Below are 15,893 nucleotides of genomic sequence, written 5' to 3'. Positions count from 1 at the left end.
ACCCTGGTGTGGGCCGACGGCGGATACGCCGGGCAGTTGGTCAAGACCGCGAGGAAGTACTGGTCGCTGACCGTGCACATCGTCAAGCGCAGTGATGCGACGCAGGGCTTCGTGGTGTTACCGCGCAGGTGGGTGGTCGAAAGGACGTTTTCGCACCTGTCCAATGCCCGGCGCACCGTGCGCGACTACGAGCGCTCCGAGGAGACCCACGAGGCCATGGTCCGCTGGGCGGCGATACGACTGATGACCCGAACCGCCGCCCAGCAGACCACATGATCAGAAGAAGCGGGACACCTTCTGAGAACGCCGGCGCCCGGAAATTTAGCCGTACTCAGGCAAAGCCCAGGAATTCCGAGGGCGCCCTCAGCTGCCGCGGGATGAAGAACCCTTCCTATACCGCTGCGTCCTGAGCCTGCGCGGTGGCCGACGGTGTCGACTCGGACTTCCGCCACGTCCGTACACCGGTCATCAGTGCCGCGGCCAACGCCGGGGTGGCGGCGAGCAAGAAGCAGGAGCGCAACGCGAGCCCGCCGAGCAGTAGCCCGGCCACCGCCGACCCCGTCGCGGAGCCGAGGTTGTAAGCGCCGTTGACCAGGCCGCCGGCCCTGATCCGCTGATCGGCGGGGGCCGCTTCGTCGGCTACCACGTAGGTCATCGTGATCGTCGGCGAGACGAACAGCCCGAGCGCGCAGGCGAGAAGGATCAGTACCGCCATGCTCTGCGCGGACCCCGCAGCAGCGATGACAATGCCGATGAGGGCTAGCAACGAGCACATCTGAAGCCGGTTCGATGCCCGCCACTTGAGCGCGCCGAACGCCAGACCGCCGCAGGCGCTGCCCGCCGACATTCCCGCCTCGGCCCACGCGACCACGGTCAGCTGGTGGTGGTGCTGCGCGAACGCCACGATGAGCAGGCCGAGAACGCTCAGGGAAATACCCGTCGCCAGTGAAGCGGGTACCGCACCGCCCAGAACGTCGACACGCAGCCGGGCGCGGCGGTACGTCGGCTGTGGCCGCACACGTGTGTCCAGTTCGGCTCCAGCCGCAGCGGTTTGCGCGCCTGCGTCAGCGTTGTCACGACTTTGCGGTGGGAGCGCCGAGACCATGGCGAGAGTCCCGGTGAGCACGAGTACCGCACTCACCGCCACGCCGGCGGCCGCGGCGCCCCACGTCGCCAGCGCCCCGGCCAGCAGCGGGCCGACCAGGTAGAGCGCTTCCTCGCATACCGTGTCCAAGGCGAAGGCCCGCCGTCGCATATCCGGGTCGGTGGCCAGCTCGGCCCACAACGTGCGCATGGAAGGACCGAGTGGTGGCGCGGTGGCGCCGGCGGCCGTGCACAGTGCGAAGAGCAGGAAAACGGTCGAGTGCGGCAGCCTCGTCACGCCGGCCGAGTGCATCGTCGCGATGGTGACCGTGATCAGCGCCAGCAACGAGGCGTAGACGACAGCCATGGGCCGGAGTGCGCGGCGCATCCCGTGTCGGTCGATCAACGCGGCCCGCACGGGCACCGAAAGCGCACTGGCCAAGCCGAAGATCGCAATACACGCACCCGTCGTGGCATACGAGCCGGTCGCCCGGATCAGCGCGAGCGTGAGCGAGAGGAAGATCGTTCCGTAGGACAGGCGCGCCCAGAGCGCGAAGCCGAAGAGCCGGGCGGCCCCGGGTAGGCGCAGGACCTGGTAGTAGGAGGGCGTGCTGGAAGACGGCGTGCCGGGAGTGGGCGCGCCGGATGGCGTAGACATGATCGGATTCCTCAAACGGAACAGAGCGCCGCGACAGGCGAAGGCCGTGACGGGGCGGCGTCAGGCGGAAAAGGGGACGCCTAAGGGCCGCACCGGCATCGGGCGCGGCACGCGCTCTGTTCTACGCACGAGAGGGAGACACGGCATGGAGCTTAGCGATCAGCGGCCAGGCATGCCAGGCGTGCCTGTGAGAGCCGCGACCGCGCCTCGGCGATGACCGCCGCGATCTGGTGCGACAAGAGAACCAGCCGACCGGTCACGCGGTCGCCGATCACTCGCCACGACAGACGATGATCGGAAACTGTCGGCTAGGGCAGGCGCGCGTCGTGGTGCGCCGCGGCCTCGGCCAGTTCCGCGGGGCTCAGGCTCTCCGGGTCCACCTTCTCGATCATCACCCAGTGCTTGCCGACGGGGCAGCGCTCGAAGCGCTTGCGGCCCAGGCGCACCGCCTTGAACGAGGCGAACGGCACCCAGGTGGAGGTGAACAGGTGTCCGGCACTGCAACGGGCTATCACTTCGGCCATGCGAGACCACTCCCCGAACTCGATCAGAATCCTGATCCAGGCCGGGACCACGGCGTCCAGTTCCGGCCCGATCCCTCAGCCCGCCAACGCCTCCGGCGCGTACCGCTCGATCTGCTCGAGGCTGAAGCGGGCGTCGCGCGCCGCCGCGGCGCGTACCGGGTCATGGCCAGTGTAGGCGCCGACCTCCGCCAGTGTCCCGGCCACGACGAAGTGGGCCGAGCGCAGCAGTTCGGGCTGCTCCAGCCCCGCCGGGTCGGCCACCATCAGGTACTCGCCGGTGCTGCAGCCGAAGTTACCCGCCGTCAGGGCCGGGGTGTCGGACTCGATCTGCTGGGAGATCAGGTGGCCGCCGAGCAGGTCGAGCACCTGCTGGTCGAAGGCCTCCGGCAGGCGGGGCTTGACCAGGCGCAGGTCGCACACATACAGCCGGGTCGCACCGGTGTCGGCGAAGGACTCGGCCACCTCGTGCGCGTTCGCCACCTTGGCCAGCAGCGGCTCGATGAGTTCGAGGGCTGCTTCGGCCGAGTGCAGGTCGTACTGGCCGCAGGCCTCGGGGGTGGAGAACGGCACCGGCTCGCCGGCCAGGAACTTCTCCCGGATCACGGTGAGCGCGTCCCGGTAGGCGGCCAGCAGCATCCCGGTCGGCAGCGGCCCGGTCGGATCGCCCGGCACGGAGTCGGCGAGGGTGACGAAGGTGGAGCGGAAGCCCAGCGCCAGCCCGGCGGCCCGCTCCGAGTCCAGCAGGCCCGGAATATACGGGCTCATATCGATCAGGCGCGCGGCGAAGGCGGCGTCGGTCCCGGTGACCTCGGCGATCCGGGCGCGCAGGTCCCCGCCGTCCGGCGAGGCCAACGCGTGCTCGATCGAGTGGATGCCGGAGAAGAGCCGGTCCCGGCCCGGGCCCGGCTCGGCCGGCTCGAGCGTGGCGACGGTGAAGAAGTCGTGCTGCAGCCGCAGCTGTGCCCGTCCGTTCACCCGCTTGTCCGCGCCGAGGGTGCCGCCGGTCATGGCCAGGTGGTCCTTGCCGGAGGAGTGCTTGGCCAGCAGTTCGACGGTGATCGGCGCGGCCTCGGCGCCGGTGGCCTGGGCGCTCATCGGCCGACTCCGGCGGTCGCGCCGGCCTCGATGCCGTGGGCGTGCAGTATCAGGTCGGCGACGGTGGACAGGTGGGAGAGCGCGTACGGCAGGTTCTCGTCGAAGGCGTCCGGGGACTCGCTGTCGCAGTAGTCCGACGGGGCCTTGTAGCTCTCCAGCCGGTCGAGCAGGCCGTTGCGCAGCAGGGTGTGCGCGATCGCGGTCAGCTCCATGTCCACGAAGTCGGCGGCGAAGCCGGCCAGCTCCGGGTGGAAGCCGTCGCGGCCGGTGACGAAGGTGTCGCCGGACAGCACCTTGGCCGTCGGCAGGTCGCCCGCCTCCACGGCCCCGGCCAGCGGGTACTCGTGCACCTCGGTCTCCGGGATCTGGCCGATCTTGTAGCCGAAGGCGGTGACGTCCACGTCGAAGAACGCGCAGGTGGACACCGCGTGCACGGCGCCGATCGGGATGTCGTGGTTGAGGCAGCCGACCACGCCGAGGTTGACCACCCGGTCCGGGGCGAAGCGGTCGAGCACGTGCTGGGTGGCCGCCGCCGCGTTGGTGGTGCCGATCCCGCTGAGCACGACCACGGCCTGGGCCTCGCTCTCGCCCACCCGGTAGACCGGGAAGGGGCTGAGGCTGAGCTCCTCCCACGCGCCCAGACGGAAGATGCCCTCGGCCTCCTCCATCATCGCGATCACGAACGCCACCGGAGTCTGTGTCATGCGATCATGCTACCCGGCGCCGGGCCGGTGATCGTCGGGAAGATCGACACGTGGACGCCGCGCGTGCCGCGCGCGGCCCTCTAGGCTGGTCGACCATGAAGACGACTGTGCGCGTGGTGCGGGTGTTCGCGGATGAGACCGGTGCGTTCGGCAACGAGCTCGGGGTGGTGTTCGACGCGGCGGGGCTGCCGAGCGAGCTCGGGGTGCGGCTGACCGCGCACCTGGGATTCAGCGAGACCGTGTTCGTCGACGACCTCGAGCGGGCCGAGCTGCGGATCTTCACCCCCGCGCGGGAGCTGCCGCTGGCCGGGCACCCGCTGGTCGGCACGGCCCACGTGCTCGCCGAGGTCACCGGGCGCGTGCCCGAGGTGCTCCGGCCCCGGCTGGCCGACCCGGTGGACACCTGGCAGGACGGCGGGCTGAGCTGGATCAGGGCGAACACCGCGTACGCGCCCGAGTTCGGGTTCACCAAGCTGGACTCGCCCGCCGCGGTCGAGGCGCTGGCTCCCGATCCGGCGCAGTACCCGCACGACCAGTTCTGGGCGTGGATCGACGAGCCGGCCGGCCTGCTGCGGGCCCGCACCTTCGTCGCGTCGATGGGGATGGGCGAGGACGAGGCGACCGGCTCGGCCGCGATGCTCCAGGCCCGCGCGCACGGCCGGGAGCTGACCATTCGTCAGGGGCGCGGCTCGGTGATCCGGGTGCGTCCGGCCGCGCGGGAGGGGTGGTCCGAAGTCGGCGGGCGCGTCGTGGGCGAGCCGGAGCGTATCGTCGAACTGTGAGCCGGACTCCGCGTCCGCGCCCGCGACCGTTGCGCCCGTTTCACCCCGCCCGTCCCGTACCGCCGCCGGATCCGGAGGTTCCCGTGCGTTTCCAGGTCATCGAGCGTGCCGCCGACTCGGCCCAGCGTCCGTTGACACCCGGTCAGGTCGACGCGATCGTCCGACGCGCCTTCGGCGAGCGCACCCGGGTCGCCTCGGCCGTCGAACTCGGCGACGGGACGTACAACACGACGTTCCGGATCGTGCTCGAGACCGGCGAGGAGCTGATCCTGCGGGCCGCGCCGGAGCCGGCCCGCCAGTTCCGGTCAGAGCGCGGGTTCCTGCGCAACGAGCACGCCGCGGCGCCGTACTTCGCGCCGATAGCCGCCCTGCTGCCGCGCACGCTCGCGGTGGACTTCACCCACGACCTGCTCGGCCGCGACTACGTGATCCAGACCGTGGTGCCGGGCGTTCCGGCGCCGGAGGGCCTGGCCGGATACGAGCGCAGCGACTGGGGGTCGTTCTTCCGCGGCCTCGGCCAGATCTCCCGCAAGATCCACTCCGTGCGCGGCCCCGGCTTCGGGCCGGTGGCCGGGCCGCTCGCGGCGACCTGGAGCGAGGCGCTCGGCACGCAGCTGGACCTGATCGCGCAGGACCTCGACGATCTCCGGCTCGACGCCGCGGACGTGCGCGCCCTGGCCGCGACGGCCCGGCGCCGGCGCGACCTGCTCGACCGGATCACCGAGCCGCGGCTGCTGCACGGCGACCTGTGGACCATCAATGTGATGATCGAGCCGAACGCGCCGGAGCCGACCGTGTCCGGCGTCTTCGACTGCGATCGCACCTGGTGGGGCGACCCGGAGTCGGACTGGGCGATCTACCGCGCCCTGGGCAAGCCGGGCGACGTGCGCAACGCGTTCTGGGACGGGTACGGCGCGCTGGTGCAGGACCAGGCCGCGCGCTGGCGCCGGCTGTTCTACGAGGCGCGCAACCTGGCCACGATCCGGCTCGAACGCCACCGCCTCGGCCAGCGCGCGGGCGTCGCGGCGAGCTACGAGGAGATCACCGCGGTGGCGCGCCGGCTCAAGGAGCTGGAACCGCCGGCGTGAGCCGCGCGGTAAAGGGGCTGACGCACCCGGCGGTGATCGTTATCCTGGCGCGATGGTCGAGTTCGCACGGCAGGGACCTGAGTACACCCATGGGGCGGGAGACGACGCGGACCCCGCGCACGCCGAGCTCGAGCGGGAGGTGTTCGTCGGCGGCGTGAACGAGGTGGTGCGCGAGGGCTGCGTGGTGCACCGCCCGGCCGGGCCGTGGAGCGCCACCGTCCAGCGCCTGCTCGCGCATCTGACCGAGACCGGGTTCGACGGCGCGCCCGCGCCGCTCGGGCTGAGCGCGGACGGCCGCGAGGAGCGGGTGGAGTTCCTGCCGGGCGAGGTCGGGCACGACTTCGCGGCGCCCGAGGTGCGCAGCGACGCCTCGCTGGTGGCGGCCGCCGGACTGCTGCGGCGCCTGCACGACGCCTCGGCCACGTTCCGGCGCACCGACGCGGACGTGTGGTACCTGCCGGTGCGCGAGCCCGCCGAGGTGATCTGCCACGGCGACGCGGCCACGTACAACACCGTCTTCCGCGGCGGGCTGCCGGTGGCGTTCATCGACTTCGACACCGCGCACCCCGCGCCGCGGCTGTGGGACGCGGCGTACACCGCCTACCGCTTCGTCCCGCTCTACGCGCCCGACGAGGTCGAGCACACGCAGCCGGCCGCCGAGGCCCGCCGCCGCCTTGCGCTGTTCGCGAGGGCCTACGGCCTGACCGACGCACAGCGCGCCGCGCTGCCCGAGACCGCGGCCGAGCGCCTGCGCGCCCACGTCGCGCTGATGCGGGATCAGGCCGCGGCCGGCCACGAGGCGTTCGCCCGCCACCTCGCCGAAGGCCACGACCGGCGCTACCTCACCGACGCCGACTGGATCGAGCGCGTCTACGGCGGGCTGCTGCGCGGCACGCGGCTGACCCTGCGCCCGGTGCGCCCGCAGGACCACGCCTGGCTGCTCGACCACTGGACCGCCCCGGACGTGCGCAGGTTCCTGTACGACGACGAGGTGCTGACGTCGGATCAGGTGGGGGCGGAGATCGAGCGCAGCGTGCGCGGCTTCGCCGAGGACGGGTACGGGCTCTGGCTCGTCGAGGCCGCGGGCGTGGACTCGGACGCGGACACGAGCCCGCTGGACGCGGGGGACGCGGCAGAGGCGGGCGAGGCGAGAATCGGCACCGTCGGCATCAGGCCCCTGGAAGACCTCGGACTCGAGCTCTACTACAGCCTCGCGCCCGAAGCCTGGGGCCGGGGCTACGCCACCGAGGCCGCCGGCGCCGTGCGTGACCACGCCCTCGGCCCGCTCGGACTGCCGGAGCTGCTCGCCGAGGTCGACGAGGGCAACCTCGCCTCCGCCGCGATCGTCGCGAAGCTGGGCCTTGAGCCGTTCGAGGTCGTGCCCGGCGTGCTCGGGCCCATGGTCCGGTACCGCCCACGCCGCGGTGAGGCTGTGATTTAGGGGAAGACCCGATTGCGCGCGTTGGTCTGCTCGTGGCGGCGGATCGTCTCGACGGCCTCGCGCAGTGCCTGGGCCAGCCCGACCGCCGCGGCGATGGAGAGCACCGGCGTGGGCAGGTCGAACTCGTAGGAGTCCGGGTGGTGGGTGAACGCGCCGGTGGTCGGCCTGATCTGGGCGATCACGGCCCCGTCCTTGAGGAAGTCGAAATGCCGGCCGGTCGGCTTGCCGTGCAGGCCGAGCGCCGTGCCGTCCGCCAGGGTGATGGTGGCGCCGTCGAAGGGGCGGAAGGCGCCGAGCTTGAGCTCGGCCAGCACGGAGTCGCCGTCCGGTCCGTGGACGGCGTAACGACGGCCCAGCACGTGCTCGTGCCGGCCCGAGGCCACCACCGCCCCGCTCGCCGGATCGAGCACCTCGAAGGCCTGATGCGCACTCATGGTGTGCCAGCGCAGCTGGGCCACCGGCTGACCGTCGGCGAGCAGGACGGGCGTGATGCCCTGGGAGGGCTTGTCCGGAAGATAGAGCACACCGGTGTACGGCTGATGGAGATCCACATTTCCCCCTGAGTCTTCAGGCCTGGACGCAGTCACGGTAGCAGGGCGCGGCGGGCCCGTCACCGCTCGGGCCCGGAGACGGCAGGCCCCTGTGACGTTGTTGGCAGGTCCCTGCGACGCCGCTCGCCGGATCCGGCATCCGGCGCCTCATTTCGCGTCCGCGTAGCAGCGCACGGTCGCCAGGTGCAGCGGGAAGCGGACCGGAGTGGCGCCGAAGACCAGGCGGCTGGCCTCGGCCGCGGATGCGGACACGGCCTCGCGCACCCGCTCTGCCTGCTCCTCGGGGCAGTGCAGCACCACCTCGTCGTGCAGGAAGAACACCAGTTCGGACGCGGTGTCCGTGAGCTTGCCGCGCAGCGTGGCGATGAGCGCGAGCGCCCACTCGGCGGCGCTGCCCTGCACGACGAAGTTGCGGGTGAACCGGCCGCGGGAGGCGCGTACCTGGTCCGCGCGCGACTCGCCCTCCGCACCCGCGACCATGCGGCGCCAGCGGGTGGAGGGCGGCGGGCAGGCGCGGCCGAGCCGGGTGTGCACGATCCGCCCCTCGACCCCGGCCTTGGCCGCGTCGTCCACCAGGCCGATGGCGGCGGGGAAGCGGCGGCGCAGGGTGGCCAGCAGCGGACCGACCTCGCCGCTGGTCTGGCCGTACATCGCGCCGAGCAGCCCCAGTTTCGCCTTGGCCCGGTCGCCGCCGAACACGTCGCCGAGCTCGGTGTAGAGGTCCTCGGCCTGCGCCGCCCTGGCCAGGCCGCGGTCGGCCGATATGGCCGCGAGCACGCGCGGTTCGAGCTGTCCGGCGTCGGCCACCACGAAGGTCCAGCCGGGGTCGGCGACCACGGCCCGGCGCACCATCGCGGGCAGTTGCAGCGCGCCCCCGCCGCGGCTGGCCCAGCGGCCGGTGACCACGCCGCCCACCACGTACTCGGGCCGGAACCTGCCCTCGCGCACCCAGGCGCGCAGCCAGGCCCAGCCGTTGGCGGTGTAGAGCCGGGAGAGCTCCTTGTACTCGAGCAGCAACGGCACGCCCGGGTGTTCCATCCGGCGCAGCTCCCAGGCGCGGGTGGTGTTCGCGGGCAGCCCGGCCAGTGACAGGGCCTTGAGAACCTGGGCGGGGGAGTCGGGGTTGAGCGCGGGCGAGCCGAGCGCCTCGCCGAGCCGGTCGGCCAGGTCCTGGAGCTTGGCCGGGCGCATGCCCGGACCGCCGTGCGGCGGCTGCGGGCCGAGCAGCTCGGCCAGGTTCCGCGCGTGCACGGCGGGATCGAGCGGCAGTCCCGCGTAGGTCATCTCGGCCGCGGCCAGGGCCCCGGCCGACTCCGCCGCCGTGAGCAGGCGCAGCGGCGGCGCGGCGGCGTCGAGCAGCGCCTGCTGGGCCAGGTAGACCTCGAGGAGCGCGTCGAACTGGTCCACCTGCGCGGGCACGCCGGTGTCGTCGGGTTCGAACAGGGCCGCCTGCTGTGGGCCCTCGGCGCCCGCGGCCTCGGTGGCCGAGCCGAGCCGCCCGACGTCCGGCACCGGCAGGCCGTGCAGCCGGGCGTAGGCCGCGCCGAGGGTGCGCGGCGCGCCGAAGCTTCCCTCGCGCGCCGCCAGGATCTCGTCGACCAGGACGACGTCGTGGCACCGGGCCACCCGCGCCCCGGCCCGCAGCAGGTCGGGGTAGATCCGGGCCGTGTCCGCCCAGATCCAGCGCGGCCGGTCGGCGGCCTCGAGCTCGCGCACGGCCGCGGCGAGGTCGCCGACCCGCCGCACCTCGCCCACGGCCGGCCGGCCGGCGGCCCCCTCGGCCCCGGCTGCCGGCTCGGCGAGCGGCGCCAGCCTCCCGGCGCCGCCCTCGTCCGCGTGTACGACCCACCTCATGCCAACCAGTGTGCACGGGCCCTCCGACAAAACCGGCCAGGCTACGCTCCGGTGCCGGTCATCGAGCCCAGATCCAACTGGTGGGCGAAGAAGCCGAGCTGGTCGATCCACAGCGGGATGGACCGGGACACGGCGCGCTGGCCGTGGCCGACGTTCAGCTCCCGGCGCAGCAGGATCGGGCGGTCGGCCGGCTCGGCCGCGGTGGCGTGCTGCAGCGCGGCCGCGAGCTTGCGGGCGTGCAGCGTGTCGACGCGGGTGTCGCCCTCGAACACGGTGAACAGCGTCGCCGGGTAGGCCGCGGCGTCGCGCACGTGGTGGTACGGCGAGTACCCGAGCAGCCACTCGAACTCCTCGGCGACCTCGGCCGAGCCGTACTCCACGTTCCAGGTCGCGCCCAGGCCGAACAGCTCGTAGCGCAGCATGTCGAGCAGCGGCGCCGAGCAGACCACCGCCGCGTACGCCTCGGGGCGCTGGGTGAGCGCGGCGCCCACCAGCAGGCCGCCGTTGGAGCCGCCGAAGATGCCGAGCTGCCCGGGCGTCGTCCAGCCGCGCTCGACCAGGTGGTCGCCGGCCGCGTGGAAGTCGTCGAACACGTTCTGCTTGTGGCCGAACATCCCGGCGCGGTGCCAGCTCTCGCCCTCCTCGCCGCCGCCGCGCAGGTTGGCGATCGCGAATACGCCCCCTGCCTCGACCCAGGCCAGCCGCTGCGCCGAGAACGCCGGGGTGAGGGAGATGTCGAACCCGCCGTAGCCGTACAGGATCGTCGGGCGCGGGAGGTCCGGGGCGTCGCTCGGGGCCAGGACGGTCAGCTGGATCCGGGTGCCGTCCTTCGACGTGTACTGCTCCCGGTGCACGTGCACCGCGCCGAGCGCGACCCCGCCGGGCGAGGCCGCCCACAGCTCGATCTCGCCGCTGCGCGCGTCGTAGCGGTACACCTGGTCGGGCGTGGTGTGGTCGGTGTAGCCGAACCACGCCGACGGGCCGCCGTCCAGGTGCTCGCTCAGGCCGAGGATCGAGCCGTTGCCGGGCGTGGCGACCTGGCCGACCCGTTCGCCGGTGGCCGGGTCGAACAGGGAGAGCTCGCTCAGGCCGTGCCGGGCGTGCAGGGCGAGCACGAGCGGGCGGTCGAGTTCGGGCCCGTCCAGGATCGCGTAGTCGTGCAGCACCGCCTCAGGGTCCTGCGGCACGGCCTCGCGCCAGTGCGCCGGGTCGAGCTTGCCCGGCTCGGCCACGCACAGCCGGGCGTTGGGCGCGTCGCGCTGGGTGAAGAGGTAGAACAGCCCGTCCCGGCCCACGGTCAGCGAGGTCTCGAAGTCCTCGCCCTCCTGCACTGCGGTGAACTCCGGCGCCTCGGGCGCACTGGCGGTCAGGTCGGCCAGGTAGAGGTCGTTGCGCGGAGCGGTGCCGCGGTAGACGCCGACCCGCAGCCAGCGTCCGTCGCGCGAGAGCCGCGGCTCGTAGTAGTTCGTCTTCTCCAGGCCCTCGCCGAACACCTCCGTGTCCAGGCCGGCGTCCTGGCCGAGCCGGTGCAGGAAGACGCGGCGGTGGAACTGCGACTCGCCCTGCGGCACCTGATCCGCCGCCAGACGGCGCACGTAGTAGAAGGATCCGCCGTCCGGGAGCCAGGCGATCGAGGTGTAGCGGGCGCGGTCGATCGGCCCGTCCACGATCTCCCCGGTCGACACGTCCAGCACCCGCAGCATCGACTCCTCGGTGCCGCCCTCGGACAGCAGGTAGGCCAGCAGCCGGCCGTCGAGCGAGGGCTGCCAGCCGTCGAGGGTGGTCGCGCCGCTCGGGTCGAGCGCCGCGGGGTCGATCAGCACCCGCTCCTCGCCCTCGCCGTCCGCGTACAGCAGGACGTTGTGATCCTGGCCGGGCCGGCGGCGCAGGAAGAACCGCCGCGCACCGCGCCAGACCGGCGCCCCGACGTAGCCCGCGTCGGCCAGTTCGCCGAGCCGCGCGCGCAGCGCCTCGTGCGCCTCGGGGCCGAACCAGTCCTCGCGGGCGCGGGCGAACAGCGCGTCCTGCCGCGCGCACCACTGCTGCGTGTCGGCGCCGGAGAAGTCCTCCAGCCAGCGGTACGGATCGGCGACGCGGTGGCCGTGCAGGTCTTCGACGAGGTCGAGCCGCGTGGCGTCGGGATAGGTCAGGCCGGCGGCATGCCCTGATGCTGCTTCGGATGTCGACATGGGATCGATCGTAACGGCCGCGTCAAGATTTAATCCCTTACCGCGCGCGCACCGGCAGGCACGGCCGGTGCGCGCGCGGTAAGGGTGCGGGCAGCCGTCGCGGCGCGCCTGTGACAGGACCCTGGTGGCGGTCCGGTCACAGCACCCGTACGGTCCCGGGCCGGCTCAGATGTGCGGCTTCCAGCCCGGCGCCTGGCGCGGCGGGGTCTGGTCGGCGCCCGGCAGCGTCGGCGCCGGGTTGTCCGCCACCTCCTGCTCCGCCGTGGCCAGCAGCGTCGTGGTGTCCGGGAGCCGGGGGAAGCGCAGGCTGGCCTCGTCGAAACGCAGCGCCGAGGTGAAGTCGCCGAAGGTGCGCCGGCGCCAGTCGGTGATGTTGGGCTCGGTCACGCCGGTGAAGCGCTCGAGGAAGCGCAGCGTGGAGGTGTGGTCGAACTTCTCGCTGCACACCCAGCCGCCGGCCGTCCACGGGCTCACGATGATCGTGGGCACCCGGAAGCCGCCGCCGATCGGCAGGCCGCCGATGAACTCGTCCGTGGTGCCCGCGCGCGGGGTGGGCGGGACGACGTGGTCGAACAGGCCGTCGTTCTCGTCGTAGGTGAGGATGAACACGGTCTTGGCCCACACCTTCGGGTTCGAGGCGATCGCCTCGATCTTGCTCGCGACGAAGTCGGCGCCGGCCGCGGGCAGGTAGTCCGGGTGCTCGGACTGGGTGGAGGTGGGGATGATCCAGGAGACCTGCGGCAGGTTGTCGTTGCGCGCGTCCTCCTCGAACGCACCGGCCGGCCCGTAGGCCATGCCGTTGTCGTACAGCGGATCGCCCGGCTGCGCGGTCTGGAACTGCGCGAAGTTCTCCAGCAGGTTGCAGCCGTAGTTGTCCTGCTCCTGGTAGACCTTCCAGGAGACCCCGGCCGCCTGCAGCCGCTCGGCGTAGGTGGTCCAGGTGTAGGCCCCGTGGGGGTAGGAGTTCGAGGTGATCGGCCCGCCGTTGAGCCCGTTGGGGTCGATCTGGCCGGTCATCCAGTACAGCCGGTTCGGCCAGGTCGGGCCCTGCACCGAGCAGAACGAATGGTCGCACACGGTGAACGCGTCGGCCAGCGCGAACTGGAACGGGATGTCCTCGCGCTCGTAGTAGCCCATGACGTAGGGGCCGTTGACGCCGTCGGCGGCGCGGTGCGCGGGCAGCCAGTTGTCCATCGCGCCGTTGTTCCAGGCCGAGTGCTGTACCGCCCAGGCGTGGCTGGTGGACGGGATGGCCTGCGCGCTGGTGGTCTTGGTGTCGAGGTGGAACGGCAGCGTGTAGCCGTCCGGGTTGACCGCGTCCGGCTGGTAGAACACCGAGCGCCCGGTGCCGAGGGTCAGCGCCTCCGGGTCGGCGAAGCCGCGCACTCCGGGCATGGTGCCGAAGTAGTGGTCGAACGAGCGGTTCTCCTGCATGAGCAGCACGACGTGCTCGATGGCGTCGAAGCCGCCGCGCGGCCGGTCCGCGGCCAGGGCCGCCTGGACCGCGCCGGGCAGGAGGTTGAAGCCGACCGCGCCGCCGGCCACGCCCGCGGCGGAGCCAAGGACGCGGCGTCGGGTGTAACGGTTCGAGGACATGGATGCGAAACCTCTCTTCCGGGAGGTGAGCACTCCCGGCGCAATCGACCCTGCTCCCACCGTACTGACACCGTGTCAAGACAAGGCGAACGCGCGCCCAAGAACCGGGGAAGGGGAGGTAGTATGACCGGTTCCTGAGATGAGGCCTCTGACGCCGCGGCGGAGTGTCTCAGCAGGTGGAGGCGAGGGCGCGGCGGGCGGCGCGGCGGCCGCTGGCGAGGGCGGCGGCCAGGGCCGGGCCGTCCTTGGTGAGCTTGCCGATCTCGCCGTCCTCGAGCGCCGGGCGGATGGAGAGCACCGCCGGGGCCGAGGCCGGGTCCGCCTCGCGCCCGGCCAGGAAGTCGTCGTCCTCGGCCAGCCGGGCCGCGCGGGCGAGATAGGTGGTGCGCAGGTGCACCGACTCGCGGCGCAGCGCGGTGCGCGCGGTGACCCGGGCGCCGCGGGACGGGGCGGCGGGCGGGGCCCAGCGGGCCGGCTCCACCCGGGATCGCAGCACCAGGATATGGGTGGCGCCCTGCTCGATCGCGGTGCGGTAGGGCACGGACTCGGCCATGCCGGCGTCGTAGTAGCGCCCGCTGCCGAGCCCGATCGCCGGGCCCGCGAGCACCGGCAGCGCGGAGCTGGCCCGCATGGCAAGGCGCAGGTCGGCCGTGGTGCGCAGGAGCGGGCGCAGGTCCACGCTGAGGCCGGTGACCGCGTCGGTGGCCAGCGGGTGCAGCTCGATCGGGTTGGCCAGCACCGAGTCGAAGTCGAGCACCGCGACCTCGCGGTAGATGTGCTCGACCAGGCGCTCCACGTCCACCATCGGGCGGCGGCGCAGCAGGTTCGAGGCGCGGATCAGGGCCCTGGCGTACGCGGGCTCGGCCCAGCCGGCCAGGCCCTCCGGGCGGGAGCTGAGCAGCCAGGTGGCGCTGATCGCGCCGGCCGAGGAGCCGTAGACCGCGTCGAAGGCCGGGAGCACACCCATCTGTTCGAGCTCGAGCGCCATACCCGCGGAGATGGTGCCGCGCATCGCCCCGCCCTCGATGGCCAGCACGACGCGGCGCCCGTCCTCGCGCCGGCCCGGCGTGCTGGCCCGGCGCACCCGGTCTGCGATGGCCTCGAGCACGGGGTGCGGGGTGGACGCGGTCGGCGCGGTGGCTTCGGCGGCGGACAGCATGCGGACTCCTGGCTCTGGCTCTGCGGGTAAGGGGCGCCCCGCCACTATTGAACCTCATCACGGGCGCGGCGCCAGAGGCGGACACCACCTTCCGCCCAGCGTCCGGCCGCTCGTCACCCGCCGTTCGCCTGCCGTCTCCGCCGGGCCGGCGCAAGGCCTTCGCACTGCCATCGCAGAGGACGTACGCGCCCGCCCGGCCCTGGCGGAGCCGGTTTCAATCCGCTCTAACCGGTGGATTTCGCGATAACCCGACGGGCATCGTCCGAACGAGTGGACCGTGCTGAAAGGAATGCCATGGCATTGGCGGTCTTGATCGGTCTGGTGGTCGCCTCGCTGGCGGCGCTGGTGATCACCGATCATGTGCGCAAGGAACGCAAGCCGGAGCGCAACGACGCGTCCGCGCTCGACTATGTGAATACTTTCATCTCAACTCTCTACATGGTGCTGCTGGCCCTGGTGGTGGTCGTGCAGTGGCAGAACATCGACGAGATCAACGCGGACGTGCGGGCCGAGGCCACGACCCTGACCGCGCTGGTGCAGACGGCCGACCGGATGCCCGGCACCGAGGGCGCGCAGGTGAGGGCCTCGGCCGTGGCCTACGCCCGCGCCGTGCTGGCCGACGAGTGGCCGGCGCCCTCGACCGAGGCCGCCGGGGGCGACGCGGCACAGAAGGCGCTGGACGCGGGACAGGCCGCGGTGACCCACCCGGTCACCCTGAGCACCTCCCTGGGCACCATCGAGGACCAGGCGATCGGGGAGTACCAGGCGCTCGCGCAGTCCAGGGACGACCGGATCGCGGTGGGGCAGGACGCCACCTCGCCGGTGCTGCTGGCCGCGCTCGGGGTGCTCAGCCTCATCACGGTCCTGACACCGCTGGCGCTGGGCCTGCGCGCGGACGCGCTCGCCTTCTCCGGACTGATGGTCTCGACCCTGCTGGTGTGCCTGTCGTTCTGGTTCGTGCTCGAGCTGCAGACCTACTACCACGGGCTGATCCACGTCACCTCCGAGCCGATCCAGGGCTTCCTGGCCGGCGGCGCACACTGAGCGGGAAGAGGACGGCAGTGCTGCGGAATCGGGTGCGCGGGCGCGGCGGCGCGCCGCGCCGGGGACGGGGCGGGCGGACGGGGCGGGGACTCGCGGCGTGCGGCGCGCTCGGCACGGCCCTGGCG

Annotated in this window: 14 protein-coding genes; 5 read left to right on the top strand and 9 right to left on the bottom strand. The window is 72.7% G+C overall.

Going from position 1 to position 15,893, the window contains the following annotated elements; all coding sequences use genetic code 11:
• The coding region (locus KDL01_RS29745) for a transposase (protein WP_212531967.1) at nt 1-276 on the top strand (276 nt) is incomplete at its 5' end.
• Between the two features lie 115 nt (nt 277-391).
• Here the strand turns inward: KDL01_RS29745 and KDL01_RS29740 are convergent.
• The 4 genes from KDL01_RS29740 to KDL01_RS29725 all read right to left on the bottom strand — a co-directional run bounded on the left by KDL01_RS29740 (nt 392) and on the right by KDL01_RS29725 (nt 4,064).
• On the bottom strand, nt 392-1,741 hold the full coding sequence (locus KDL01_RS29740; RefSeq protein WP_212531966.1) for an MFS transporter: 1,350 nt from the start codon (nt 1,739-1,741) through the stop codon (nt 392-394).
• A 308-nt stretch (nt 1,742-2,049) separates the two neighbouring features.
• Entirely contained in the window at nt 2,050-2,265 is a 216-nt protein-coding gene (locus KDL01_RS29735; protein ID WP_212531965.1) for a hypothetical protein, read from the bottom strand.
• A 75-nt stretch (nt 2,266-2,340) separates the two neighbouring features.
• Nucleotides 2,341-3,360 carry a hypothetical protein gene (locus tag KDL01_RS29730; protein ID WP_212531964.1) on the bottom strand — a complete coding sequence of 340 codons (1,020 nt, stop codon included), beginning with the start codon at nt 3,358-3,360 and terminating at the stop codon, nt 2,341-2,343.
• Entirely contained in the window at nt 3,357-4,064 is a 708-nt protein-coding gene (locus tag KDL01_RS29725) for a 5'-methylthioadenosine/S-adenosylhomocysteine nucleosidase family protein (RefSeq protein ID WP_212531963.1), read from the bottom strand. Before KDL01_RS29725 ends, KDL01_RS29730 begins: the two co-directional genes overlap by 4 nt.
• Before the next feature lie 95 nt (nt 4,065-4,159).
• On the opposite strand from KDL01_RS29725, the gene KDL01_RS29720 reads away from it, so the two are divergent.
• The 3 genes from KDL01_RS29720 to KDL01_RS29710 all read left to right on the top strand — a co-directional run bounded on the left by KDL01_RS29720 (nt 4,160) and on the right by KDL01_RS29710 (nt 7,375).
• Nucleotides 4,160-4,846: a PhzF family phenazine biosynthesis protein gene (locus KDL01_RS29720; protein ID WP_212531962.1), complete on the top strand. Its 687-nt coding sequence runs from the start codon at nt 4,160-4,162 to the stop codon at nt 4,844-4,846.
• An 83-nt stretch (nt 4,847-4,929) separates the two neighbouring features.
• A complete protein-coding gene (locus KDL01_RS29715) occupies nt 4,930-5,934 on the top strand; it encodes a phosphotransferase family protein (RefSeq protein WP_212531961.1) in 1,005 nt (334 codons plus the stop codon).
• A 52-nt stretch (nt 5,935-5,986) separates the two neighbouring features.
• Nucleotides 5,987-7,375 carry a GNAT family N-acetyltransferase gene (locus tag KDL01_RS29710; protein ID WP_212531960.1) on the top strand — a complete coding sequence of 463 codons (1,389 nt, stop codon included), beginning with the start codon at nt 5,987-5,989 and terminating at the stop codon, nt 7,373-7,375.
• Here KDL01_RS29710 and KDL01_RS29705 read toward each other — a convergent pair.
• From KDL01_RS29705 to KDL01_RS29685, 5 genes are all read right to left on the bottom strand, one after another.
• Entirely contained in the window at nt 7,372-7,926 is a 555-nt protein-coding gene (locus KDL01_RS29705; protein WP_212531959.1) for an LURP-one-related/scramblase family protein, read from the bottom strand. The genes KDL01_RS29710 and KDL01_RS29705 overlap by 4 nt on opposite strands.
• A 147-nt stretch (nt 7,927-8,073) precedes the next feature.
• Nucleotides 8,074-9,780 carry a bifunctional 3'-5' exonuclease/DNA polymerase gene (locus KDL01_RS29700; protein WP_212531958.1) on the bottom strand — a complete coding sequence of 569 codons (1,707 nt, stop codon included), beginning with the start codon at nt 9,778-9,780 and terminating at the stop codon, nt 8,074-8,076.
• A gap of 41 nt (nt 9,781-9,821) precedes the next feature.
• Nucleotides 9,822-11,969: a prolyl oligopeptidase family serine peptidase gene (locus KDL01_RS29695; protein ID WP_212531957.1), complete on the bottom strand. Its 2,148-nt coding sequence runs from the start codon at nt 11,967-11,969 to the stop codon at nt 9,822-9,824.
• A gap of 165 nt (nt 11,970-12,134) precedes the next feature.
• Nucleotides 12,135-13,565, bottom strand: coding sequence for an alkaline phosphatase family protein (locus KDL01_RS29690; RefSeq protein ID WP_212531956.1), 1,431 nt, complete (start codon nt 13,563-13,565; stop codon nt 12,135-12,137).
• A gap of 169 nt (nt 13,566-13,734) precedes the next feature.
• Nucleotides 13,735-14,724 (bottom strand): patatin-like phospholipase family protein, encoded by a 990-nt coding sequence (locus tag KDL01_RS29685; RefSeq protein ID WP_212531955.1) that lies wholly within the window; start codon nt 14,722-14,724, stop codon nt 13,735-13,737.
• A 294-nt stretch (nt 14,725-15,018) separates the two neighbouring features.
• On the opposite strand from KDL01_RS29685, the gene KDL01_RS29680 reads away from it, so the two are divergent.
• Nucleotides 15,019-15,768 carry a bestrophin-like domain gene (locus KDL01_RS29680; protein WP_212531954.1) on the top strand — a complete coding sequence of 250 codons (750 nt, stop codon included), beginning with the start codon at nt 15,019-15,021 and terminating at the stop codon, nt 15,766-15,768.
• Nucleotides 15,769-15,893: the final 125 nt, after the last annotated feature.

The sequence above is a fragment of the Actinospica durhamensis genome (genome assembly GCF_018139695.1).
Lineage (GTDB): Bacteria > Actinomycetota > Actinomycetes > Streptomycetales > Catenulisporaceae > Actinospica > Actinospica durhamensis.
The sequence above is the reverse complement of the archived record's forward strand: the minus strand, read 5'-3'. Positions and strand labels throughout refer to the sequence as shown.